At 66.2% G+C, this 25192-nt stretch carries 21 protein-coding genes; 10 read left to right on the forward strand and 11 right to left on the reverse strand.

The window, feature by feature from the left end:
• Positions 1-156: 156 nt before the first annotated feature.
• A complete protein-coding gene (locus tag ACQP2D_RS42625) occupies positions 157-1035 on the forward strand; it encodes a DUF559 domain-containing protein (protein WP_433685941.1) in 879 nt (292 codons plus the stop codon).
• 691 nt (positions 1036-1726) lie between these two features.
• On the opposite strand, the gene ACQP2D_RS42630 is transcribed toward ACQP2D_RS42625, so the two are convergent.
• Together ACQP2D_RS42630 and ACQP2D_RS42635 are read right to left on the reverse strand one after the other, a co-directional pair.
• Positions 1727-2524 carry a DUF1707 SHOCT-like domain-containing protein gene (locus tag ACQP2D_RS42630; RefSeq protein ID WP_433681541.1) on the reverse strand — a complete coding sequence of 266 codons (798 nt, stop codon included), beginning with the start codon at positions 2522-2524 and terminating at the stop codon, positions 1727-1729.
• A 7-nt stretch (positions 2525-2531) separates the two neighbouring features.
• Entirely contained in the window at positions 2532-3641 is a 1110-nt protein-coding gene (locus ACQP2D_RS42635) for a DUF1707 domain-containing protein (RefSeq protein WP_433681542.1), read from the reverse strand.
• A gap of 114 nt (positions 3642-3755) precedes the next feature.
• Between ACQP2D_RS42635 and ACQP2D_RS42640 the strand changes: the two genes are divergently transcribed.
• From ACQP2D_RS42640 to ACQP2D_RS42650, 3 genes are all read left to right on the forward strand, one after another.
• Complete coding sequence (locus ACQP2D_RS42640; protein ID WP_364389888.1) at positions 3756-4175, forward strand: DUF5318 domain-containing protein; 420 nt, start codon at positions 3756-3758, stop codon at positions 4173-4175.
• Between the two features lie 601 nt (positions 4176-4776).
• The gene (locus tag ACQP2D_RS42645) at positions 4777-7077 is read left to right on the forward strand and encodes a transglycosylase domain-containing protein (protein WP_433685942.1); all 2301 of its coding nucleotides are present in this window, start codon (positions 4777-4779) and stop codon (positions 7075-7077) included.
• A 71-nt stretch (positions 7078-7148) separates the two neighbouring features.
• Positions 7149-8873 carry a glycosyltransferase family 87 protein gene (locus ACQP2D_RS42650; RefSeq protein WP_433685943.1) on the forward strand — a complete coding sequence of 575 codons (1725 nt, stop codon included), beginning with the start codon at positions 7149-7151 and terminating at the stop codon, positions 8871-8873.
• A gap of 21 nt (positions 8874-8894) precedes the next feature.
• On the opposite strand, the gene ACQP2D_RS42655 is transcribed toward ACQP2D_RS42650, so the two are convergent.
• Both ACQP2D_RS42655 and ACQP2D_RS42660 read right to left on the reverse strand, forming a co-directional pair.
• Positions 8895-10526, reverse strand: a complete 1632-nt coding sequence (locus ACQP2D_RS42655) for a TerD family protein (protein ID WP_433681543.1) — start codon at positions 10524-10526, stop codon at positions 8895-8897.
• A 60-nt stretch (positions 10527-10586) separates the two neighbouring features.
• A complete protein-coding gene (locus ACQP2D_RS42660; RefSeq protein ID WP_433681544.1) occupies positions 10587-11975 on the reverse strand; it encodes a TerD family protein in 1389 nt (462 codons plus the stop codon).
• Positions 11976-12158: 183 nt separating this feature from the next.
• On the opposite strand from ACQP2D_RS42660, the gene ACQP2D_RS42665 reads away from it, so the two are divergent.
• The 4 genes from ACQP2D_RS42665 (at position 12159) to ACQP2D_RS42680 (ending at position 15117) form a co-directional block, all read left to right on the forward strand.
• Positions 12159-12782, forward strand: coding sequence for an AIM24 family protein (locus ACQP2D_RS42665; protein ID WP_433681545.1), 624 nt, complete (start codon positions 12159-12161; stop codon positions 12780-12782).
• A gap of 11 nt (positions 12783-12793) precedes the next feature.
• The gene (locus tag ACQP2D_RS42670; protein WP_433681546.1) at positions 12794-13489 is read left to right on the forward strand and encodes an AIM24 family protein; all 696 of its coding nucleotides are present in this window, start codon (positions 12794-12796) and stop codon (positions 13487-13489) included.
• Between the two features lie 3 nt (positions 13490-13492).
• Positions 13493-14260: an AIM24 family protein gene (locus ACQP2D_RS42675; RefSeq protein ID WP_433681547.1), complete on the forward strand. Its 768-nt coding sequence runs from the start codon at positions 13493-13495 to the stop codon at positions 14258-14260.
• Positions 14261-14367: 107 nt separating this feature from the next.
• Positions 14368-15117 (forward strand): hypothetical protein, encoded by a 750-nt coding sequence (locus tag ACQP2D_RS42680; RefSeq protein ID WP_433681548.1) that lies wholly within the window; start codon positions 14368-14370, stop codon positions 15115-15117.
• Between the two features lie 329 nt (positions 15118-15446).
• Here ACQP2D_RS42680 and ACQP2D_RS42685 read toward each other — a convergent pair whose 3' ends face one another.
• From ACQP2D_RS42685 to ACQP2D_RS42710, 6 genes are read right to left on the reverse strand one after another with little or no spacing between them, the layout of a single operon-like run.
• Positions 15447-16136, reverse strand: coding sequence for a TIGR03619 family F420-dependent LLM class oxidoreductase (locus ACQP2D_RS42685; protein ID WP_433681549.1), 690 nt, complete (start codon positions 16134-16136; stop codon positions 15447-15449).
• A 60-nt stretch (positions 16137-16196) separates the two neighbouring features.
• Positions 16197-16985, reverse strand: coding sequence for an HAD family hydrolase (locus ACQP2D_RS42690; protein WP_433681550.1), 789 nt, complete (start codon positions 16983-16985; stop codon positions 16197-16199).
• Positions 16986-17041: 56 nt separating this feature from the next.
• Positions 17042-18208: a cysteine protease StiP family protein gene (locus tag ACQP2D_RS42695; RefSeq protein ID WP_433681551.1), complete on the reverse strand. Its 1167-nt coding sequence runs from the start codon at positions 18206-18208 to the stop codon at positions 17042-17044.
• 11 nt (positions 18209-18219) lie between these two features.
• Complete coding sequence (locus ACQP2D_RS42700; protein WP_433681552.1) at positions 18220-19593, reverse strand: phosphoribosyltransferase family protein; 1374 nt, start codon at positions 19591-19593, stop codon at positions 18220-18222.
• Positions 19590-20801: an HpcH/HpaI aldolase/citrate lyase family protein gene (locus ACQP2D_RS42705; RefSeq protein ID WP_433681553.1), complete on the reverse strand. Its 1212-nt coding sequence runs from the start codon at positions 20799-20801 to the stop codon at positions 19590-19592. The genes ACQP2D_RS42700 and ACQP2D_RS42705 overlap by 4 nt, the downstream gene beginning before the upstream one ends.
• 48 nt (positions 20802-20849) lie before the next feature.
• The gene (locus ACQP2D_RS42710) at positions 20850-22067 is read right to left on the reverse strand and encodes a hypothetical protein (protein WP_433681554.1); all 1218 of its coding nucleotides are present in this window, start codon (positions 22065-22067) and stop codon (positions 20850-20852) included.
• A 143-nt stretch (positions 22068-22210) separates the two neighbouring features.
• Here ACQP2D_RS42710 and ACQP2D_RS42715 point away from each other — a divergent pair, with 143 nt between their 5' ends.
• Both ACQP2D_RS42715 and ACQP2D_RS42720 read left to right on the forward strand, forming a co-directional pair.
• Positions 22211-22786: a TerD family protein gene (locus ACQP2D_RS42715; protein WP_433681555.1), complete on the forward strand. Its 576-nt coding sequence runs from the start codon at positions 22211-22213 to the stop codon at positions 22784-22786.
• Positions 22787-22993: 207 nt separating this feature from the next.
• Complete coding sequence (locus tag ACQP2D_RS42720) at positions 22994-24103, forward strand: DUF475 domain-containing protein (protein ID WP_433681556.1); 1110 nt, start codon at positions 22994-22996, stop codon at positions 24101-24103.
• Between the two features lie 79 nt (positions 24104-24182).
• Here the strand turns inward: ACQP2D_RS42720 and ACQP2D_RS42725 are convergent, their stop codons facing one another.
• Positions 24183-25112, reverse strand: a complete 930-nt coding sequence (locus ACQP2D_RS42725; RefSeq protein ID WP_433681557.1) for a DMT family transporter — start codon at positions 25110-25112, stop codon at positions 24183-24185.
• Between the last annotated feature and the right edge of the window lie 80 nt (positions 25113-25192).

The raw sequence follows: 25192 nt of genomic DNA on the forward strand, positions 1-25192 counted from the left end.
GGGTGCCATGGCTGCCGCCGGCTGAGCATGCCGAGTTCCGGCCCTGTGGGGAAGTCGTGGGCGGGTGATCACTATGTACTGGTGCAGGTGAACGGCGAGAGCGGCCTGCATCAGTGCATTCTTGGGTTGTCGGTGGTTGGGGGGAGGATGGGGGGTATGGGGGATGTATTGGGGCGGCCGTTTTGTGGGTCTTCGGCGGTGGCGGCTGGGCTTATTGGGCGGTGGGAGTTGAGTCGCGGGTTTGTGCGGTTGCTCCCGGATGTTTACGCGCGGCGTGGGAGTGTGCTCGGGGCGGTTGAGCGCGCGGTGGCGGCTGGGCATTGGGCGAAGGGGAAGGGGGTGTTGGTTGGGTGGTCGGCTGCGGCGTTGCATGGGACGCGGTGGCTGGATCCGAACCAGCCCGCTGAGATCGCGCGGGGCGACTGCACGCGGGCGCCGTGCGGAATCATCCTGCGGCAGGATGTGATTCCCGAAGTGGAGTGCTGTGAGATCGAAGGCTTTCGGGTCACGACGCCCGCGCGAACAGCCTTCGATCTCGGACGTCGGCTGCCACGCGAGAGCGCACTCATCACCCTCGACGCCCTCTGTGCCGCAACCGGTTTGGCCGCACCGCAGGTCAACGAGCTGTGCGATATCCACAGCGGCGCCCGTGGCATCACGAAACTGCGTGCAGTACTTCCCTTGGTCGACAGTGGAGCCGAATCCCCCCAAGAAACCCGCACCCGCTTACTACTGATAGACGGCGGCCTACCACGCCCTGAAACCCAAATCGTAGTCCGCGACAACTATGGATCCTTCATCGCACGAGTAGATCTCGGCTGGAAGCAATGGAAAGTAGCCGTCGAATACGACGGTGCCCAACACTGGACCGACCCAAAACAGCACGCCAAAGACATCGACCGCCTAGCCGACCTCGCCGCCCAGAACTGGCAAATAATCCGAGTAAGCGCCCACCAACTCCGCACCCGCCCCCACACAATCCTCACCCGAGTCCGCCGAGCCCTCCACACCCAAGGCGCCCCCCTGAACCACTGACCACCAAGCGCTCACAAACGCAACCCTCGAAAGCCCGTAAACGCATTCTCGAAGGCGCGGCGGGGATGCACCTGCCGCGAGCACACTCGACAGCGCCCGGGCCTCCAGCAAACAATCCTGGACCAGTGATCACCATGCACTCATCCATGCAAACGCCGAGAGCACCCCTGCGTGAACGCATTCTCGAGAAGTCGTGAGGCGTGGGGATGTGGGGGGCGTGGATGGGGGCGTGTGCCTTGTCTGTGGTGGCGAAGTGCTAGTCGTTGATGTGGAGCATGGCCTCGATTCGGCGGCGCGGGGGCTGTCGACGAATCGGCCGAGGTGGACTTGCCCCGCTGCCGCTCCACCGCTCGATGTCACCGACATTCGGGCACCTTAGGTCGATACCCGGTCGTTGGGATGAGGGAATGTTCGTATCTGTCAACTTGCGAGCGGCACAAATGCGCCAGATCCCATCGGAAGTCGACACGACTACTCGGACGCAGCAATCGGTGGTCTAGAACGGCGCGTACGTGGATTGGACCTGGACCAGTGGCTGGACACCGCACATCACGCAGACCCATTGCTACCGGCACGCGGTAACGGTGCGAGACGGCACCCACCCTCATGGATCGGACTGCTCGGCGGCTGGGCACCGCATCTTGCACACGGTCCTGCTCAGGTCTGCCGCTACCAGCCCGTGGATCGGGGGTCAGTGGCTGGGTGGGGAGACTCGTATGGGCTCGCCTTTGACCGTCGCGGTCAGGTATCCTGAGGCGTTTGTTTTGTCTGCGGCGTAGATCTCGACGACCGGGGATTTGTCGGATGAGCTGCCTGGGGGGAATTCGATCGAGGCGTGGGTTATTGCGCCGTTGGGGACCTTGATCGTTGTCGGTGCGCCTGCCAGGAGGCCTGCGATGGCGGGGAGATCGATGGTGGTGAGGTCGAAGGTGCGGACATCGGGTTTGCGGCCGGTGTTGATATTCGGATTGCGGAAGTTGCCGTTGTAGTAGCCGTCCGCGGTGGCGGTCGGGTTTCCGGTCGCTGGCCGCTTGAAGATCACGTAATCCGGGTACAGCGTGACCTCGTCGACAATGGTGTCGCCGAACTCGGCGCGGTATTCGTCGATGAAGTACGCCAGGCCGGCACCGGTGGTGAGGGTCGGCACATGTTCGGACGGTCCGAAATCGCCTGCGCAGCTCGCTATGCCGCCCGCCATTGCGCCGACCACAAATGCGCCGGTGATGATCGCGAGCGGTGCGAGCCACCGGCGCGGGCGACGCCGATCCACCCGGACCACGGGTGTGTCGACCAGATTGTCCGGGATCTGTAGATCGCCGACGATCGCGTCGAGCTCGCCGAAAGACTTGGCGGACATGGCCTTCGCGGTCCGAGACGTGTGTTCGTCCGCGGTGAGCTGACCGTCGGCCAGTGCCGCGTCGAGCATGCCGCAGACGTCCGCGCGGTCGGTATCGCGGGCCCGGATGCCGCCGTATCGAGTTGTCGCCATTATTCGGTCATCCTTCGAACGGCCAGGCCCGCACGACCTCGCCCGCGGGAGTCAGCAGCAGGCGGCCGGACTCATTGAACTTATTGCCCGCGTATATCTCGATATACGACTTGTCCTTGCCGATGCCGTAATAACTGGTCGAACCCGAGTCGTTGACCTCGACGCCCATATGCGTCGGCACGCCATTGGGTACCTTCAGCCTGGTCGAGGCGCTCGCGAGCACATCGGAGATGGCCGCGATATTCAGCTCGCCGAGATCCACGGCGGGCTTATCGGCCTTGCGCCCGCTGATCGCGCCCGACTGCTCGAAACCACCGCGATAGTCGTAATTGGCCTGACGATTCGGTTGGCCGGGGAGCGCGCGAGTCACATGGACGTATTCATCGAATACGGTCAGCTGGTCGGCCTGCAGATCGCCGAACTTCTCCTTGTACCGCTGCAGGAACAAGGTAATGCCGTCGCGAGTCAGCAGATTCGGCGTCGCCACCACGACCGGTCGTACTGACCCGAGATCGACAACGGGTGCGGCGCGCGGTGCCGGTTCGGGATCCGACACGCCACTGGTGAGTACGAATGCGATAACGGCCGCGCCCACCGCCGCGGTCGACACAGCGGCCCGATACCAGCGCCGTCGATTCGAGTGCGGTGGTCGCGGCGCCGCCGGTGCGTCATCGGGGCGCTGCAGATCATCGACCAGGTCACCGAGGTCGCCAAGCGTCGTCGCGGATTCGGCCAACTCCGAGAGCGCCTGGTGTTCCTCCTCGGTGAGCTGACCGTCACTTCGGGCGCTGTCGAGCAACTGCCTCGTCGTATCGCGATCGGCGTCGCGGGCTCGGGTGTGATCGGGATAACGGCCCGTATTCCCGGAGCGGCGTAAGGGGTTTCGCGTCGGCGTCGGCGCACCGGGTACGAGATCGCGCACGGCCGAAGGGAGCTGCAGATCACTGGTGAGCCGGTCCAGGTCGGCGATTGTCCTGGCGACCTCGGCCTTGGCCGTGCGGTCACGATATTCGTCTGCGCCGAGCTGCCCTTCCGCATACGCCGCATCCAGCACACTGGACGCATTTGCGCGGTCGAGGTCACGCGCACGCAGACGACCGGATGCTGCGGGGGACACAGGGAAATCGTAATGGGCCGACGCCCGGATTGTCCCAGTTCGGCCACTGATACCGGTCGGTCGATCCAGCACGGGCCAGCGCGGCCCGCGTCCGGCACCGCTACTCTGGTTCTCGTGCGAATTCAGCGGCAGGTGGTCGACTACGCCCTCCGGCGTCGGTCGCTGCTGGCTGACGTCTATGCGGGCCGTGTCGATGTCGCCGAGGTTTGTGATGCGAATCCCTATCTTTTGCGTGCGGCGAAGTTCCACGGTCGGGGGAGCGAGGTCACATGCCCTATCTGCCGGAAAGAGCAATTGACGCTCGTATCCTGGGTCTACGGCGACGGCCTCGGCCCGATGGCGGGTTCGGCTCGCACACCAGAGGAACTGATACGCCTCGCGGAGACTCGCGAGGAGTTCTCGGTCCATGTCGTCGAGGTATGTCGGAGCTGCAGCTGGAATCATCTGGTGCAGTCCTATGTGCTCGGTACCGCTCCGTCGCCGACGCGACGGCGCTCGGGCACCAGGGCCAACCGGCGCACCGCAGCCGAATGATGTGCCAGGTCATCTGCCCGCCGGGTGACACGCGGAGCCTCGACGTGTCCGCCGCGGCGACGATCGCCGCACCGCTCCCCGCAGACCGATACGAGTTATGGAGATCTTGTCAGTGAATTCGCCCTACGAGACTTCCCCCTACGGCGATGAACCGCACGGCGGCCGCACTCAGCGAAGTTCACCTCCTCCGAACCCGTACCCCGGCCAGCGCCCGCCCGGTCCCCCACCCGGGCGTGGACCCGGTGGCCCGGGCCCACGCCCGCCGCAGGGCGGCCAGCCGCCGCAGGGCGGCCAGCCGCCGCAGGGCGGCTATGGCGAGCCACGCGGACCACAGCCGCCCCGGCGCCCCGGTCCGCCCCCGCAGGGTCGCCCACCGCAGGGTCGCCCGCTGCCCAATAACGCACCTCCGGGCGCACAGTCCACGCAGAAGATCGAGCGTCCGCAGGACGGGCGCCCCGGTTCGCTGACCGATGCCGTCGCCGAACGCAATCGGCGGTCGGCCCCGCCCACCGGTCCCCGTCCCGCCACTCCGCGTCCCGGCCAGGACCGCCCCGGCGCGCGCCGCACCAATGGCTCGGGTAGCACCACCGGTGAGCGCCGCGTGACCGCTGGCGCACCGCCGTCGGGACCACCGCCGCGTCGCAACGGCGCCGATGGCGGCTCCGGCGGACCGGGCGGGCGTCGCCCCGGTGAGAAGAAGAAGTCGCCGTGGCGAATCGTGCGCCGGGTGATCTATGTGCTGCTAGCCCTGTCGATCGTGCTGCCGAGCGTGGTCTTCCTGATCGCCTATTCGACGGTTTCGGTACCGCAGCCGGGCGACCTCAAAACCAACCAGGTCGCGACCATCCTCGCCAGCGATGGCACCTCGGTGATCAGCAAGGTCGTACCGCCCGAGGGCAACCGCACCGATGTGACCATCGATCAGATTCCGCCGCATGTGCGCAATGCCGTGATCGCGGCCGAGGACCGGGACTTCTACACCAACCCGGGCTTCTCGGTCTCCGGCTTCGTGCGCGCCGCCAGGGACCAGGCCCTCAACAAGGAGAGCGCGGGCGGTGGCTCGACCATTACCCAGCAGTACGTGAAGAACGCGCTGGTCGGTGACGAACACTCGCTGACCCGCAAGCTGCACGAGCTGGTCATCTCGGCGAAGATGGCGCGCCAATGGAGCAAGGACGAAATCCTCGCCGCCTACCTCAACACCATCTACTTCGGTCGCGGTGCGTACGGCATCGATGCCGCGGCCAAGGCCTACTTCGGCAAGCCGGTCCAGGATCTGACCATCGCCGAGGGCGCCGTGCTCGCCGCAACCATCCAGCAGCCCTCCGGCCTGGATCCGGAGAAGAATCCCGAAGGCGCGAAGACCCGCTGGAACTATGTGCTCGACGGCATGGTCTCCGGCGGCAATCTGAAGGCCGAGGAGCGCCAGGCCCAGCAGTTCCCGCAGGTGGTCCCGGTGGCCACCACCAAGGACAAGGGCCTGGACGCCGGCCCCGAGGGCTTGATCAAGACCCAGGTGCTCAAGGAGCTGTCGGCCGCGGGCATCAGCGAGCAGCAGCTCAATACCGCTGGCCTGTCGATCACCACGACGATCGATCCGAAGGCGCAGCAGGCCGCCGTCGACGCCGCGCAGAAGAAGATGCAGGGCGAGCCGGACAAGCTGCGCGCCGCGGTGGTGTCGGTGGATCCGAAGACCGGTGCGGTGCGCGCATACTACGGCGGTGACGACGGTCAGGGCTACGACTTCGCCAATGCCGGTCTGCAGCCGGGCTCCTCGTTCAAGGTCTTCGGTCTCGCGGAGAACCTGGAGCTGGGCAAGCCGCTGTCGGAGATGTACGACAGCTCGCCGATCACCGTGAACGGCATCAAGATCACCAACGTGGAAGGCGAGCAGTGCGGTACCTGCACCATCGCCGAGGCGCTGAAGCGCTCGCTGAACACCAGCTTCTATCGCATGGAGCTGGATATGCAGAACGGTCCGGCGAAGATCGCCGATATGGCGCACAAGCTCGGCATCCCGGAGACCATCCCCGGCGTCGGCAAGTCCCTCGTCGAGCCGGACGGTTCCCCGCCGAACAACGGCATCGTGCTCGGCCAGTACCAGGCCAGGGTTCTGGATATGGCCTCCGCCTACGCGACTTTGGCCGCCTCCGGTATCTACCACGCACCGCACTTCGTCACGAAGGTGGTGACCGCCGATGGGCAGGTGCTGCTCGACCGCGGTGACGTGGCCGGCGAACGTCGCGTCTCGGAAGCGGTGGCGGACAACGTGACCGCCGCGATGAAGCCGATCGCCGCCTGGTCGCGCAATCACAACCTGGCCAACGGGCGCGAATCGGCGACCAAGACCGGTACCGCCCAGCTCGGCGACACCGGCGAGAACAAGGACGCCTGGATGGTCGGCTACACCCCGTCGCTGTCCACGGCAGTGTGGGTCGGCTCCATCGATAACTCGGCGCTGCGCAACTACAGCGGCGGCATGGTCTACGGTTCCGGCCTGCCCTCGGATATCTGGAAGGCCACCATGGACGGCGCCCTGCAGGGCACGCCCAATCAGACCTTTCCGAAGCCCGCGCCCATCAAGGGCCAGGCCGGTGTGCCCGAGTGGTCCGCGCCGTTCACCCCGCCCTCGACCACCGAGGCACCGCTGCTGCCGCCGATCCAGATCGTTCCGAACACCATCGACACCCCGTTCGGGCCGATCCAGATTCCGGGCGTGCAGCCGCAGACGCAGCAGCGCCAGCCGCAGCAACAGCAGCAGCCGGAATCGACGCCGCTACCCGGGCAGCCGACGGTGAACTCCGATGGCTCGCTGTCGACGACCACCGGGTCACCCCCACCCGGCGGCGCCGGCAATGGAAACGGCAACGGCAACGGCAACCAACCGACGCGCACCCGGTAGCCTCGGGTGCCGTGACCGAACCGCATCTCGTGGACGAGCGGACGAACGGAAGCGCGCCGCAGCCCAATGGGATGCAGTCCGGTACAACGCATTCCGCCGCCGCGCAGAACCCCGATGTCCCGGAGCGGGCGCGCGGCGCGACGCACTACATCGCGCCCGCGCCGCTCGCACCCGATCTGCGATCGTGTGATGGCCGGGATCGCCCCAGCCGAAACGATTCCCTGACCACGCAGCTCAGCACCGTCATCGGCGGTCCGGTCGGTGACCACGCGCTCATCGGCCGGGTCCGGTTCTGGACCCCGATGCGGGTATTGCTCGCCTTCGCGCTGGTCTTCCTCGCGCTCGGCTGGGCGAGTAAGGCGGGCTGCATTCAGCAGACGACCGCCTCTGACGGTTCGCTCACCCTGGACTGGAACAACGGCCGCCAGTACGTGGCCATGTGCTACTCGGATACGGTGCCGCTCTACGGCGCGGAACGCTTGAACGAGGGCGCGTTCCCGTACAAGAAGCAGTGGACCGAATCGACCCCGGACGGCGGCCGGGAAACCAGGTACATGGAGTATCCGGTGCTGTCCGGGCTCTATCAGTACGCGGCGATGCAGGTCGCCAAGACCTGGGACGCGTCACCGCTGCCCGGTGCGTTGCAGGTGGTCATCTACTTCAATGTGGTCGCGGTCGGCCTGGCCATGGCCTGGCTGGTCACCATATGGGCCTCTGCGCAACTCGCGGGGCGGCGGATCTGGGATGCCGCGCTGATCGCCTGCTCACCGCTGGTGATCGTGCACATCTTCACCAACTTCGACGCACTGGCAACGGCTTTCGCCGCCACCGGCCTGCTCGCCTGGGCGCGCCGCCGACCGGTACTTGCGGGTCTGCTGCTCGGGCTCGGCGGCGCGGCCAAGCTATATCCGCTGCTGCTGCTCGGACCGATCCTGGTGCTGTGCCTACGCGCCGACCCACTACAGCGGGTGCCGAGCGCACGCCTGGGCCTGCGCCCGAGCGATATCACCGGATGGCACACCGCGCTGACCTGGCTCCGCGAAACCCCGTACCGCCTGCGGTTTCTCAGCGCCCGCCCGCTCGGCGCGGCCACGCTCACCATCGCGTCGGCGGCCAGCACCTGGCTGGTGGTGAATCTGCCGATCCTGCTGCTGTATCCGAACGGCTGGCGAGAATTCTTCCGGCTCAACACCACTCGACACGCCGATCCGGACTCCATCTACAACGTCATCACCTCGTTCACCGGCTGGGACGGATTCGACGGCCAGATCGGCCACGCCGATCAGCCGACCGTCCTGAACCTGGTTTCGCTGCTGGTATTCGTCCTCGCCTGTGCGGTGATCGCCTATATCGCGCTCACCGCCCCGCGCCGTCCGCGCCTGGCCCAGCTGTGCTTCCTGGTGGTTGCCGCATTCCTGCTCACCAATAAGGTGTGGAGCCCGCAGTATTCGCTGTGGCTGGTGCCGCTGGCCGTGCTCGCGCTGCCGCATCGCCGCATTCTGCTGGCATGGATGACCATCGACGCGCTGGTCTGGGTGCCGCGCATGTTCTACTACCTCGGCCTGGACCGCAAGGGCCTGCCCGAGCAGTGGTTCACCGGCACCGTGGTGCTGCGCGATCTCGCGGTACTCGGGTTGTGCGCGTTGATCATCCGGCAGATCTACCGGCCGGAAGAGGATCTGGTCCGGCGCGATTTCGTCGACGATCCGATCGGCGGCATCGTCGACCGCGCTCCGGACCCGCTGCTGCCCTGGCTGCCCGAGGCGCTGCGTCCGCGGGTGGCGGCCCTGCGCTAGCGAACGCGCTGGAAAAGCCCGCTAACTGGTGCGCAGGAAGCGCGCCTGCCTGGCCGGTTCCCTCGGCAACAGGTCCAGATCCAGCTGCCACGCGCTGCCGGTCCACGGATCGAACAGCGGGGTGCCGTCCATTGTCGGCAGATGGCGGCAGGACTGCGACAGCATGGCCAAGGTGCCGTCACTGGAATCGGATTCGTCGGTGCCGACGATCACGGTGGACAGCCCGATCAGATCGCCGCGCATCAGCAGTACGGCGATGCGCTGCGCGTCCGAGGCCTGGTAGCCGTGCGGGAAGTCGGCGGCGAGCAGCACCCGGTGTTCGGTCGGCGGAGTGAAATTTCCACTGGAATAGGCCAATTCGGCCAATTCGGCGGCGTCGACCAGGGCTTGCAGCCGCGCCGAGATCTCACCGAAATCGGTGATCGGCGGGCCGTTCAGCACCGGGGTCAGCGGACCGACGAGCTGAGCGAACGCGCCGGTCAGATCGATCATGTCGACCAGGGTGCGCCGACCGGGATCGGCCGCGAGCAGCCGGGCCAGCACTGCGCCGACGATCGGGGTCGCCGCGGCCGTGGTTTCGGTATCGATCCACAGCGGGCGGGTCAGCGGCACCGGCACGCAGTACGGAATGCGCAGCGGCCCACGTTCGATCGCGTAGAGCTCGCCGAGTCGGATGCCGTCGCTCGGTGTCGGCGGGCGGTCCCAAGCGGGTGAATCCCAGGTGGCCAGCGACGGCGGCAGCTGCCGGTCGGCATCGGCGAGTTCGCGCATGAGCTGTTCGCTATCGCGCAGGTGGTTGCTCTCGGCGGTGGCGATCAGATCGTCACAGCGGCGCTGTGCGGACTGGCGCGCATCCTCGGCGGCCGAGGTGTTCCTGGTGGCCGGATCCGAAACCGCCGCGGACAGTTCCTGATCCAACCGCTGCATCGCGTAATCCCGCGACGAGATGAGCGCCGCGGCCGAACGCGCGGCATCCTCGAAGATCATCCACAGCCGTTCGAGTCCGTGCGCCACCTCGAGCGGCGCCGGACCGCCCGCGCGGGAGTCGTCGGAGCCGGGACCGCTGATGGTGTCCTGACCGCTGGCCCGTCCCGGAGCGCTGACCGGTTCGGCATCGCGCAGACCGGCCGCACTGCGCTGCCCCGGTTGGCCGGACTGCGGCGTCGCCGGTTCGTCCACCTCGACGCCGTGCGCGGTGAGCAGCACGGCCAGTCCACCCGCATAGCCCTGACCGACCGCGCGCAGCTTCCAGTCGGTCCCGCGCCGGTACACCTCCAGACAGATCAGCGCGGTCTCCCCCGCGGACGGATTGATCGCGAATTCCGCTGTCGCGATGTCATCCACGGCGAGTGTGGCAGTGACCGCACCGAGTCCACCCGGCGCTGCCGGTGCGGCCGGATCGGCGCTGACCACCAGCAGTACCGCCTGCGCGTCGGCGCGCACCTCGGCGAGCCGGATGGTGACGCCGTCCTCGGACAGCGTCACCCCCGCCGCCTCGGTCTGGTTGTAGAACACGAAATCGCCGGTATCGAGGACCCGCAGGTTCTGCGCCACCACGAGCGCGGAAACATCCAGGGCAGCCCCGGCTTTCGCGCTGAATCGAACGATATCGCCGGTCAGCACTGTATTCTGACCGGCCTTCAGCTGAATCACGTTGTCCGCCCCGTTATTTCGTGTTCTGGTTTGTTCGAGCGCAGTGGCTGCGCCTATCGATCAATTCCCGAGGAACCGGCCCAGCTGCGGAACCGCTTCGCCCGGGTGTTTGGCCTGGAAACCCTCGCCGAGGGCCTGCATCTTCCAGTCACCGCCGACCCGGAAGACCTTGGCCATCGCCATCGCGGTGAACGGCATGCCACCGGCGAGGGTGTACCTGGCCAGCTCGGCATTGTTGGAGCCATCGACCAAGCGGCAGAACGCATTCTGGATCTGCTCGAAGGTGTGGCCCTTATAGGAGGTCACAATGAACAGCAGCGAGCTGACATGGGCCGGGATGCGGGTCAGGTCGACCAGGATCACCTCGTCGTCGCCCTCGCCCTCACCGGTGAGGTTATCGCCCTGGTGCCGGATCGAGCCGTCCTTGGAGGTGAGCTGACCGTAGTAGGCGACATCCACCACGTTCATATCGGCGAACATCACGACCGACGCGTCGAGATCGACATCGACGGTCCGATTGCCGAACATGCCGCGGTTACGCACCGGATCCCAGCCGAGACCCATCTTCACGAAGGTCAGCGCGGCGCCACCCTCCTTGCGCAGGGTGACCCGCTGCCCCTTGACCAGGCTGACCGGACGGTCCTTGCTCAGGCTGACCTCGGCGGGCGGCGGCTGCTGGGCCGCGGGCTGAGCGGGCGGCGGATAGCCCTGGCTGGGGGCGGGCTGGCCGGGCGGCGGCGAGTAACCACTGGGTCCGGGCGGCGGCGGGTAGCCCGCACCGGGCGGCGGCGGGTAGCCGGGTGCGCCCTGCGGGTAGGTCTGCGTCGGCGGGTACTGCGGCTGCTGCTGCGTCGGATACGCGGGTGGGGCCGGCTGCTGGTAGCCCTGAGTGGGCTGCGCGGGCTGGTAGGTCGGCGGCGGCGGAACCTGCGTCGCGGCCGGAGATTCGTCAACGGTCACACCGTGATCGGTGACCAGCGCCGCGAAACCCCCCGCATAGCCCTGGCCGACCGCGCGCACCTTCCATTCACTCTGCCGCCGGTACAGCTCGAGCGCGATCACGATCGACTCGGTGTTCAAACCGTCGATGCGGTACTCGTACAACTGATTACCCGCCGAATCCGAGACGACCGCGGTCGGCGCGGCGAAGCGGCCGAAATTGCTGGTCGCGTCATCGAGGGTGATGACAGCGCGGATCTGCGCGATATCCGCTGGCACCGCATTCAGCGCCACCGCCAAGGACGCGGGCTGCCCGGCCGGTGCGGGCTGCAGATTCACCCCTGGGCCACTGGGCTGGTTGAAGAAGACGAAGTCCGCGTCGGAGCGGACCTTCCCCGCCTCGGTGACCAGCAGTGCGGACAGGTCCGCTGGTGCGGTCAGCTGAACGGAGATCACCACATCATTGGCGACCAGCGGGCCATTCTGACCCTTGGCGAGTGTTGCGGACAAGTTCGACCCTTCGCTTGTCGGTGCGTACGGTGCCACTCTACGAGAAACGTGCCGAACGCGATCCGAAGTAACCGCCGCTATGGCCCGGATCGTTGCCCGGAGATCGGTTAGGGTGACGAAACGCAGTTGGAATATGGGCGATCAAGACCATGTTCCCGAACGAGACGGCAGGCAAACTCCCCCATGGCGCAACTGTTCGAGCAGTCGAAAAAGGTGATCGAGGCACACCTCGACGGAACGAGTATCCGCGCGATTTCCGGCTCGATGGTCGCCTATGAAGGAAACGTGCAGTTCAAGTCGGCCGGTTTCGGCGGTGGCGACGGCGTACTCGCCGGACTCAAGCGACGTGCCACCGGCGAGAAACTGTCGTTGATGGAATGCGGCGGCAATGGCCGGGTCTTCTTCGCGGTGAACGGTCAGCACGTCACCGTGGTGAATCTGAACAACGAGACGCTGCAGGTGGAATCGCAGCAGCTGCTCTGCTTCGCCGGAAACCTGCGCACCGACGTACGTTTCGCCGGTCTGCGCGGCGCGTCGTCGGGTGCCGGCCTGTTCACCACCACGGTGACCGGACAGGGGCAGGTGGCACTGCTCTCGGCCGGTGGGCCGCTGATCCACCTGGAGGTTTCACCGCAATATCCGCTGATCGTAGATCCGGATGCCTTCGTCGCCTGCCGCGGCAACCTCAATCAGTCATTCGTGACCGATGTTTCGTGGCGCACCTTCGTCGGCCAGGATGCCGGGGAGGCGTTCTCATTGCGCTTCGACGGTCAGGGCTTGGTACTGATCCAGCCCGCGGAACGGTAAGGGGGCCTGCGATGTTCGAGAAGGTCAACGGCAAGGTCGTCAAGGTCGATGTCGGCATGGCGGGCGGTGTGGTCGCGCGCAATGGCGCGATGCTGTTCTACACCGGCGGTATTTCCTTTGCGCCGCACCAGATTCCGGGCATGGCCCCGGGCATGGGCGGTGGCGGCATCATGCGGATGGCGGGCCGGATGATGGCCGGTGAGCACGAACGCACCATGCTGGCGACCGGCAATGGCCAGGTGCACTACGGCTTCGCCGGGCTGGAAGTGCACGTGGTGCAGATGCAGCCGGGTGCGGTGCTGCGCGTGGAGGCCTCGCGGCTGCTGGCCAATACCGCCGCGCTGCAGAGTTCGATTGTGTCCGTCATGAGTTCGGGCGGCGGCGGTGGCGGCGGGCTGATGGGCGCGTTGCGCGGGGCCGCGAGCGGCGCGCTGACCGGTCAGGGCATGTTCACTACGCAGCTGTCCGGACAGGGTGCGGCGGTCTTGCTGGCACACGGCGGATTCCTGGAACTTCCGGTGGGCGGGCCGAATCCCATCGTGGTGGATCCACAGGCCTTCGTCGCCGCCTACGGCAATGTGCAGACCGAGTTGAAGACGGCGCTGAGCTGGCGCGATGCGGTCGGCCGTGGTTCCGGGGAGGCCATGCAATTGCATTGCGTCGGACAGGGTGTGGTCTATGTGCAGGCCTCGGAAGAGAAGTTGTGAGACATGACCGATATTTTGAATCCGCTGAATCTCGTTGAAAGCGACAATATTCCGGGCAACAGCTACGCCTACTGCATCGACCTGAACAAGCCCTGGTTCATGCGCAAGGGGGCGATGATCGCCTACTACGGCGATATGCGGTTCCAGATGCTCACCCACGGGCTGCAGGGCGGACTGCTGCACATGGTCTCCCAGCAGTTCTCGGCACCGCTGTTCACCGGCGACTATGTGATCGCCGAGGGCCACGGCAAGCTGATCATCGGCGACCGCGGCTACGACATCAATTCCTATGACCTCGAGGACAACGGCAACCTCACCATTCGCGCCGCCAACCTGCTGGCCTTCGAACCCGGCCTATCGCTGAACCAGTCGATCGTCCCCGGCTTCCTCACCCTCATCGGCACCGGCAAGTTCCTGGCCTCGTCCAATGGCCCGGTCATGTTCGCCGAACCGCCGCTGCGCGTCGACCCGGAAGCCCTTGTCGGCTGGGCGGATTGCCCTTCCCCCAGCCATCACTACGACCAGCGCTGGGTCTCCAACTTCCTGGCCGCCGGTGCCGCCCGGTTCGGCGTGAATTCCGGTGAGGAGCGCCAGTTCGACTTCACCGGCGCCGGAACGGTTCTCATCCAGTCCAGCGAGAAGATCCTCAGCGATTCGGCGCTGGTGCGCACCATCGAGGGCCAACTCCAGAGCGGTATGACCGTCGGCGGCCTACAGCGGCTACACGGCGTCATCACCCAGCAGTTGGGCGCTCAGCAGCAGCACCACTGAACCGGATGACCTGCGGATCATCCTCGTAGTCCTCCCTTCGGCGGACTCGCGGCACACGGCGCGCTCAGTAACTTTCCCAACAGCAGACATCGTGTTGGGAGGCACTCATGAGCATCGGACTCGTGATCGCGATCGTCGCGGTCATCGCGGTGGTGGTGAAGCGGTTCTCCGGCGAACCGATGAACGCCCGCGACACCTTCGGGCCGCCGGTCATCCTGGTGGCGATCGGCGGCTACGGCCTCACCAAGGTTGCCGACCTCAGCGGCACCGACATCACCTGGCTGGTCATCGGCGGCATCGTCGGCCTGGCCTTCGGTGCGATGCGCGGAACCACGATCACCATCTTCACCCGCGACGGCCACCTCTGGCAGCGCTACACCCGCTGGACCGTTGTCGTATGGGTCATTTCGATGGCCGCCGGCTTCGGCATCAGCACCCTCGGCACCGCGATGGGCATGCACCACGCTGCCCGCCCCACCACCCTGTCCATCGGCATCGGCATGTTCGGCGAGATGCTGACACTGGGCCTGCGCGCCCTGTCGACCGGCGTCCCCTTCGCCCCCGACAAAAACACCTCCGCCGCCCCCCGCGGCGGCTCGATACTCGACCGCTTTCTGCCGCAGACCCAATCCACCCGGCCGCAATCCCGCACCCCGAACCTGCCTTTCCCGACCGATCCCGCCTACCCGCGCCCGAACCGCACCCGCCTCGAGCAGGACGAACCCCGGCCGCATCAGCCCGCGACCGACCCGGCATCCACGTCAGAAGATCGCGACTACGCCCCGCCTCCCGGCATCGACCACTCCCCCACCCTCCGCGACGCCCTCGCCTGGCTCAACCGCACCCGCAACCGCTGAGGCGGACATCGCCCGGAACCGGATCGCGTCGGGCAGTTTCTACGCCACTATCCGGCATCCGATCGAGGAACTCCGAGACGCCAATGCCTACCGCGACATTGCCGATGCCGCCGACGTCCTGCTGCTCTGCTTGCCACCGGGTTGGTAGAACCACATGGCCTCCGGCGCACTCGATGCCTACCAGCGCGCCGGTGATGATCTGCTCATCTACATCGGCGAACCGCCCGGCGGCCGCACCGCTTCTTCGATGCGCTGGAAGCCAACTGGGAATTGATCGATCAGGACCCCGACTACGTCGCCTGGAGGAACCTGGCCGATGCGGCCCAGTGCTACGGATCCCGTCCCGCCTCGACCGCCGTGGCACGGGCGAGATCCAGCTGAGCGGCACGTTCGGCGGGCATCAGCATGCCACCCGGGAAATAGCCGTCGCCGCGACGGCCGACCCGGCGGGCCGCGGCGCGACTGGAGCCACCGATATGGATCGGCAGCTGCTGTGTCTCATGCGGTTTCGGGTAGACGCACAGGTTGTCGAAGGAAAAGAACTCGCCGTGATAGCTGACCCCGTCCGCACCGCCGGACCACAGCAGCCGCAGCACATCGATCGCCTCATCCGCGCGCCGCCCGCGGCTGGCGAAGTCCACCCCCAGCGCCTGCGCCTCGCTCGGCAGCGTCCCGAGTCCAACGGTCAGCAGCCGCATGCGCCCCTTGGACAGCAGATCGATGGTCGCCAGCCGTTTCGCCAGCACCACCGGATGCCGGTACGGCAGTAGCAGCACCCCGGTGCCGAGCAGAATGCGCTGGGTCGCGGCCGCGACAAAACTCAGACAGTCGAGCGGATCGGGAAATGGCAGCGTGGACGGCATTTCCATGGCGCCGACCTGCGCACCCGGATACAGCGCGATGTGGTCGGGCAGATAGATCGACTCGAATCCGCACGCCTCGGCATGCTGGGCGAAGGCCATGAGGCGATCCGGATCGGTGCCGTAATACGGTGTGCTGTAGCTGATTCCGAACTTCATTCGACCTCCTTCGAACCATCACGGCAACGCTAAAGGTTGCCGCCGGTGACAAGGCAAGTCCTATTCGGCGGATCCCGGCGCGGCCTTGATGAACCAGTTGATGATCTCCTCGCCCGCCAAAATTCCCGACGCGCGGGTAATGGTGAGGTTGGGATGGGTCCAGTTGAGTTGTTCGAGTTCGCCGTGGCGGGGGCGAATGGCCGAATCGGCGGTGCGCAGCATTTCGGCGTCGAGCGCGCCGTCGCCCGCGGCGAGCGTCATGGCCGCATCGGTGAGTTCGCCATTGTCGAGCAGGCGGCGGCGGACCTCGCGGACCGCGTGGCTCTTGCAGACGGCCATGGGCATGGTGTAGATCTTGCGGCCCTGCTGGGAGGCGGACCAGCCGCGCGGGCGACACCACGCGTCCCATTCGGCCAGGAAGCCCTCCGGCACCTCCTTCGGCTTCACCACCAGATAGGTGAACAAATGGTCGGCGACACGGAATTTGGTGACCCAGGAGTCGTCGATGCGCGCACGCAGTTCGGTATTCACCTCCGACAGCGTCGCGCCGCTGGCCCGCACCTGCGCGTCGATATCGATGCGCCAGCGCATATCCGGTATGCCGTCGACCAGAATATTGCCGCCGTTGCTGGTGATCGCGTACCGCCACGGGGCGCCGGGTAGTCGGATCCGCTCGAATTGCTTGATGGTCCGAGTGGTCGTCGGGATGACGGCGGCGGGTTCGGTCAGGGTTTGCATCCGCAGGGCGGCGGTGGTCGTCATGAACGACAGTGGCGCGCCCTCCAGATGTTCCACACAGACCGTCGGCACATCGGTCGCGGCATGGAAAGCATTGCGCGAGTAGATCATCGTCCGGTCCAGATCGGTAGCGATCAGAGCCTGCCTTCGTAGCCTTCGTAGCTGCATTATTGCTGTACGTCCTTGATCAATCCCATGCACGAATAGGCGAGGTCGGGTACGACCTCGACCGGAACACCGCGAGCCGCGGCGAGCAGTCGAATATGTGCGTGCTCGGGCGCGTCCGCCTCGCGCACCAGCACCCGCCACGGCAGCCGCCGCAGCAGCACCCGAGTCGTCTCGCCGACACCGGGTTTCACGAAATTCACACTGGCCACGCCGTACGCCTCGCGGACCTGGTCCACCGAGGCCCAGCCGGTCCAGGTCGGCGTGCGGTCGCCAGCCAGCACGGCGGCGAGTTCGGCGGGCACGCGATCGCGGACGGCATCGAAGGCCGCGCTCACCGTGTCGAGCAGGCGGCCGGATACGTCGTCATCGGCCAGGTCGCGGTAGAACTTCGCGCCGTGGAACTCGCCGGGGCCGATCAAGGTGTCGTTCAGCACGGTACGCGAAATCAGTCCGGACACCGTCGAATTCAGACAGGCCGAGGCGATGAGGAAGTCGTCGCGGGTGCCATAGGTGCGCACGCAATGTCCCGGATCGGCGAGTACGGCGAGTTCGTCATTGAATCGCGCACCGCCCGCGGCGTGATAGGCATCGAGCGCTTCGGTGAGTTCACGGGTGATCGCGCCCTTGCCGGTCCAGCCGTCGACGAATACCACCGACGCCGGATCATAATGGCGCGCGAGGTAGTCCAAGGCCACCGCATCGATGCCGCGATCGCGCACGATCGACACCGCGTAATGCGGCACATCGAGGCTCGGCAGATCCGGCCCGCGCCCGTCGCGCAGCCAGCGCCGCATCAGGATCCCGATCGGCGTCCCGGCCCTGGCCAATGACACCAGCACGATGTCCTCGCCGCGTTCGGCGACCACCAGTTCCGATACCGTCGCGACGGCGAGTGCCAGCCGCTCGGCACTGTCGGCGAGCACCTCGTCGAACAGCGAGCGATACGCGGCGTCCGGCTGATATTCGATCGGCAGCGATTCCGCGTAATGCGCCGCACCGGACTGGATCCGGCGCTCGCGCTCGGCGACATCGGCCTCCAGATCGACCTCGGACAGATCCTTCAGCAGCCAGGAAACCTCGTGGGCCGCATACGATCCGAAGGCTGGGCCGTGCAGCGGCACCGGCGGCCGCAATGTCGTTGGGGGCGAGATATTCGATTCCGACACAGCGTTCGACCTCACAGCACTCTCGGTTCGGATACGTCGGCGGCGGTGGGCGCGGCATCGCTGCGCTCGGCGTGCAGCATGCGCGGATCCGCACCCGGCAGTACCGCCAGGACGACGTCGGCGCCGGATGCGGTCAGCACATCGATCAGACCGCCCTCAGCGCGTAATTCGGCGGTATCCGCTGGCGCGTCGATGATGACGACCAGAACCGGATCGTCGACATCCGCACCGAACGCCGCCAGTTCGGACAGCGCATCCTCGATCCAGTGCGCGTTGTACAGATACCGCGGTTGCTCCTCACCGGGTTCGGGAGCGATGAACCGAAATCCGCGACGCAGTGGATAACCGGGTTCGTCGAGTACATACGCGGGCGAGCGCGTGGTCGTCTGGAATCGTGTCGCGATCCCGGCGTCGGCGAGTTCGGCCGCCAGCCGCAGCGGCAGATACATCAGCTCTTCGTGCCCGAGCACGATCACGGGCCGTTGGGCGAAACCGTCGGCGAGCCGAACCCGCAGCACCTCGGCCGCTTTCGCCAGCGCCGCCTCGTACGCATCGGCATCCGAGCGCAGAATTCCGTGCCTGCCGCCCTCGGGTACCGAAGCGGGCCAGGGCAATTCGAGCTGCTCGAATGAACCACGGTGCTCCGCGGTCGGGTTCAATACCGGGTCCGGCATCGCCGATACCGTCTCGACCAGACCATCGGGCAGCAGGGTGCGCCCCGAAGCCAGGCATACGGTGTCGATCCGCGCACCCAATTCCGCGGCGGCCGCTTCGAAGCGTGCCCGATCGTCCGCGGTCCGCATATCCACCAGCGACGCGAGCACATAATGCGAACGCGGTGCGAACGCGTGCAGTGCCCGCACCGCGTCGATGGCGGTATCCCCGGTGGAGATTTCGTCGTCGACGAGCACCAGCGGCAGATCGTTGACGAAGATATCGGCGGGCGCGGGCTGGAGCATATGCGAGGTGGCGTGCGAATGCCCCTCCTCGAATCCGGTCAATGTCGTGGCGGCGGGCACCTCGCGACGGGTCGAGTGCAGATAGCATCCGGCCCCGATCCGGGCCGCCACGCAATGCCCCAATCCCGTTGCCGTCTCGGCGAATCCGAGCACCACCGCCTCGCGTGCACCCAATGCGTCACGCACCAGGTCACCGAGTCGATTGCCTGCGCCGAGTACCACGCGGGGATCGGTCGGCAGATGTTTGCCGAGCACCGTGGACACCAGCAGATGCGCGCGGCGTGGGTTGCGCCGCAGGCCGGGCTGGATCAGTGTCGCGATGGGCAGTTCGGCGGGCAGCACGTCCACCGACGCACCAGCGCCGTGCGAACGCTCGTGCCGCAATTCGATTCCCAAATTCGTGGTCGCCCAGGCATCGGTGCTCATTCGGTCACCAACGCCGTGAGCAGATCGACGAAGGAGACCCCCTTGTTCGCGACACCGAAAACCCTTGCCCGCAATAGCGTCTGGCGCGCCCAGCTGCGATGCGGCCGCATTTCGTTCATCTTGTTCCGATAGCCCGATGCCGCCACCCCGCCGACGTCGACCTGCAGAATATCGAGCGCATCGGAATATTCTTCGTGCGTTACCACCGATAGCGCGTGCACCGCCGCCACGTGCGACGGATGGATCACCGTCTTGCCCTGGATCCCGTTGGCCCGGTCCAACGTGATCTCACGTAGTAGACCGTCCAGATCCCGGCTGACCAGATAGCGCCGGAACGGCACCGCATCGGACTCCTCGAACGGCGCGCTCCGCAGCAGCGGCCGGAACATCCGCTCATGGTCGGCGAAGTACTCCCAGACCGGCCCGGTGATCACGAAACCCGAACCGTCCGAACGGCCGAGATAATTCACGATATCGGCGATGACATCGGCGACCACCCGCACGTCGTAGATCGTCAGATCCCGATCGCGCCGAATGCCGAAGGTCGAGCACATATCCGTGGCCCCGATACGCACCGCGAGTATCCGCTCCCGGTGCTCGGCGAGCAGCGCCGCGATCTGCGTCAGCTCCTGATCCCGGGTCTGGCGATGCACCAGCGCCGCCGATTCGAGTACCGGCATGCCGTACACCGGCCTGCTCAGCCGCTCCCCGGCCGCCTCGAGCGCCGCGAGATATTTCGGCCCGCTGGCACTGTCGAACTTCGGGAAGACGAAGCCGGTCAATACCGCCGCACCGGTGCCGAGCTGCTCGACGATCTCGCAGACGGTGTCCGCGTCACGCACGCGGACGAACAGCAGCGGATTCGGATCATCGCTGCCCGCAAGCAGATTCAGCGTCGCGACGGTCTGCTGTTTGGCGAACTCCACCTCGTGGTCGGCGACCGCGTCCTCGAGATCGATGACCATCGAGCACACCCCGCGCGCGGCCCGTCTGCTGATGGTCACGGCGAGATCCGGCCGGGTCGCCGGTGCGTACAGGGTGGCGCCGAGTGCGATCGCCAACAGTTCCCGATCGGCGTGATCGCCGAACGGTTCCGGTTGTCGATGGAAAAGGCGCCGCGCCTCCGGGCCGTGCAGCTGCCGGAAATGGCGCAGTGGCAATTGCTTTCGCAGGGAGATCTGTTGCTGGACGGCGATGCCCGCGGTCATCGTTGCGCTGTCCTCATCCCTTGTGGCGGTGGCCGCATACCCCTGGCCTCATTCTCGTCGTGGTCCTGCTTGTTTTCTCATTCGATCCACTACCCCGGCTACGAACTCCGCGACGGCATCCAATTCGGCCACATAGGCCCAGTAGTCGGGGTGACGTCCCGACAGGTTTTCGGTGATTCGATCGATTCGGTCCACCTGTGCATCGAGCACAGATCCCCATTCGCCGACGAGCCCGCGGCTCACCGCGAGCATTTGCGCGTCCCGCAGCCGAAATCGTACGGCCTTGGCCTTTTCTTGCGGATTCGCACGGACCTCGCGCAGCAACGTCAGCCGTTTGGTGACGGCGTCGACCTTCTGTTCGGCCTCGGCGAGGTAGCCCCGTGCGGATGTGGTCAGCTCAAGTGCAAACTCCGGATTGTTCTCGGCCGCCGCCGCACGTGCCCGGACCAGGGCAGCGTCGGCGGCATCGATGGCCCGTTGACTGTCCTGCCCATTGTTAGCCAGATCGGCCGAACTCGCAGCATTGAACTCGCGGAGCAGCTCCGAATAGGCCGGCGCCAACCGTTCGCCACGGGTGCGCACGGCGGCGATTCTGGTGCCGACCGAGGTGATCGCATTGGCCGCGGCGCCAGTGCGGGATGGGGCCTGCGCCAATGCTTCTGCCAGCGCCTTCGTCGCCGATTCCAGGCGGCCGGCGGCCTCGCGGACGGTCGCCGCCGGTACCTCGGAGCCGAGGGCCTCCAGTGTGAGCAGCGACTCATCCACCGCCGCCGCACATTGCCGCACCGAGGGGTAGTCGACGTATTCCGATTCGGCGGCCTGCCCGCGGACACCCGCCGCCGCGACCTTCACCTGCTGAGCGAATTGCGGCACCGTGCCGAGCACCACGACCGCGTGCTCGAGTTGCGATTGGTTGCCGCGATAGAGGTCATCTACTGCCCGGGCCGCATCGGTCAACTGCCGGACCAGGGTGTCCACCCGCATCTGACCCTGCGGCACTGCGGTGCCGTCGCGCTCGGCATTGTCCAATTCCTCGGTGAATGCCAGATATGCGCCCGCGGCGTCATAACACCGGCTGCGCACAGGTTCCCATTGCGCGCTCATCCGCCGCTCCGGAAACACCTGCGCGCTGGCATGCACCGCGGCCTCGGCGGCGCTCTGGCGCTGATCCATATCGAGAAACGCGGCCGCCAGCGTCGACCGGGCTTGCGAAATCCATTCGGTGTTCCCGGACGACCGGAACCATCCACGCCTGCGGCCTGTCACGCCCCGATGTTAGGCGGTGTACCACTTCGCCGTGGTTAGCTCAGTTCCTACGCAAGTCCGGGGAAACCTACTACTGTCGTATGGCGTACCCGGCGATTCGGACATGCTGGGAACCACAGACGTCTATTGAAAGGGAACCCCGAATGGGTGTCAGTCTGTCCAAGGGCGGCAATGTCTCGCTGACCAAAGCGGCGCCGAACCTTACCGCTGTCTCCGTCGGGCTCGGGTGGGATATTCGTACGACCACCGGAACCGACTTCGACCTGGATGCCAGTGCGATCGCGACCGGTGCGGACAAGAAGGTTGTGTCCGACAAGCACTTCGTCTTCTTCAACAACCTCAAGTCGCCCGAGGGCACCATCGAGCACACGGGCGACAACCTGACCGGTGAGGGCGAGGGCGATGACGAGGTCATCAAGGTCGACCTGGCCAACACGCCGCCGACCATCGAGAGCATCTTCTTCCCGGTCTCGATCTACGACGCGGACACCCGCCAGCAGTCGTTCGGCCAGGTGCGCAACGCCTACATCCGCGTGGTCGACCAGGCCAACGGCACCGAGCTGGCCCGCTACGACCTGTCCGAGGATGCCTCGACCGAGACCGCCATGGTCTTCGGTGAGCTGTACCGCAATGGTGCCGAGTGGAAGTTCCGCGCGATCGGGCAGGGCTACGCCTCGGGTCTGGCCGGTATTGCCCGCGACTATGGCGTGAACGTCTAGGACATCAGCAGCAACAGGGGGCTCGGCAACGAGCCCCCTGTCCGCGTGTCCACGGAACGATTTGCCATAGCGCACCGTTGGACAATCGACGGTTCGGCGTCCACGCTGGAACCATCATGGCCACCGCGGGTTGTACGGCCCTCGGGTTACATCAGCTAAAGGCGCGCTCGGACAACGATTCGACCGCCGCACGGAAAGGGTCTCCGCGTGGTTCTGCGAATTTTCGGGATGTCCATCGGCGTCACGGTGATATCGCTCATCGTCGCGTTCCTCTACGGCGGGCCGACCGCGCTGGCGCTGGCCGCGATCCTCGGTGTGCTCGAGGTCTCGCTGTCGTTCGACAACGCCGTCATCAACGCCACTGTGCTGGAACGCATGAACGAGTTCTGGCAGAAGATCTTCCTCACCGTCGGCGTGGTGATCGCGGTATTCGGTATGCGGCTGGTCTTTCCGCTGGCGATCGTGTGGATCACCGCGGGCCTGGACCCGGTGAAGGCCTTCGACCTGGCACTCAACCCGCCCGCCGATGACGCGCTGGTATTTCCGGACGGCAGCCCGAGCTATGAGAAGCTGCTGACCGATGCGCATCCGCAGATCGCCGCATTCGGCGGCATGTTCCTGCTGCTGCTGTTCCTGAACTTCATTTTCGAAGAGCGCGAGATCACCTGGCTGTCCTGGCTGGAGAAGCCGCTGGCCCAGCTCGGCAAGCTGGACATGCTCTCGGTGGTGGTCGCCAGCGCCGGATTGATGCTGACCGCGGAGTTCATCGCCACCGACGAGCAGCGCGCCACCGTGCTGGTCGCCGGACTGCTCGGCATGATCACCTACATCGTGGTCGACGGGCTCGGTTCGCTGTTCCACACCGAAGAGTTCGAAGAAGGGGCCGACGGCGGTCCGTCGCAGCTGGTCAAGGCCGCGGGCAAGGCCGCGTTCTTCCTGTTCCTGTACCTGGAGGTGCTGGACGCGTCGTTCTCCTTCGACGGTGTCATCGGCGCCTTCGCCATCACCTCCGACCCGATCATCATCGCGCTCGGCCTCGGTTTGATCGGCGCCATGTTCGTCCGCTCGATCACGGTGTACCTGGTGCGCAAGGGCACCCTGTCGGAGTACGTGTTCCTGGAGCACGGTGCGCACTGGGCGATCGGTGCGCTGGCGATCATCCTGTTCGTCTCGATCGGTGTGCACATCAACGACATCCTCACCGGTCTCGTCGGCGTGGCGTTCATCGGCGCGGCGTTCATCACCAGCATCATCAAGAACCGGCGCGAGGACACCGACGAAATCGAAAGTGAACGAGAGCCCACCCCGGTCGGCTGAAAGTCCGGCGGATAGCCGAAGAACTCGAGCGGCAGCGGCCCTGAAGGCCGCTGCCGCTGTTCTTTTGCCCGCAAGTAATTCACCGCACGGGCACCGGCTGGGGTCGCGCGACCACGGGTGTGGGGCGGCGCGATGCGAACACCATGCCGATCAGTCCGACGCCGAGTCCGGCGGCGGCCATGGGACGCAGCGGCTGATCGATGAACAGCCAGGCCAGGATCGCGGTGACCGCCGGGGTCGCGAAGAACAAGCGGCCGACCCGCGTTGCCTCCCAACGCTTCAGCATCGCGTTCAACAGCAGGAATGCGACCATCGAATTCACCAGCACCATCCAGGTGAGCGACTCCGCGAAGCGCGTTGCATCCCAGATATGCAACTGTCCGGTGGCCCATGCGAATACGCCCGCGACGGGTGCGCTCGCGGCCATATGGATCGCGGTCGCCGCGCGCGAATCGACCTGCGGGACGAAGCGCTTCTGGTAGATCGTGCCGACACTCAGGCCGAGCAAGCCGACCACGCACAGCAGCAGACCGACCAGCGACATGCTCGATTGATCGAGCACGGCCAGCCCGACGCCGATACCGCCGATACCGAAGCCGAACCACTGGCGCGCGGTGACGGTTTCGCCGATGAATCCGGCCAGCAAGGCGATGACCACCGGATTGAGGCCCTGCACCAGGGCGATGATCGCGGCCGAGACGTGCAGGCTCATCGCGGTGTAGAAGGCGCCGAACTGCACGATCTGCATCAGCAGTCCGGCGATGACGACATGCTCGACCTGGCCGCCGCCGGGCCAGCTGGCCCGAATCACGGTGGCGTACACCGCGAGTAGCACCGCGGCGATGGCGAACCGCGCGAACAGCACCATCATCGGCGGGGCGGCGCCGACGCCGACGACTCCCGCGATGAACGCGCTGCTCCACAGCACGACGAACAGTGGTTGCATACCCGCCGCGAGCGATGGCTTGCCGGTCGCTCGGAACAACGGGTCCAAGAGCTGCGTCTTCACGTGCACTCCTCGATCGACCATGACAGGCCGGATAACCATCTAGGTAGGTTACTAACCTCGCACCTTTGCACGTAACCTGT

This window comes from Nocardia sp. CA-119907 (genome assembly GCF_050955995.1).
Classification (GTDB): Bacteria; Actinomycetota; Actinomycetes; order Mycobacteriales; family Mycobacteriaceae; genus Nocardia.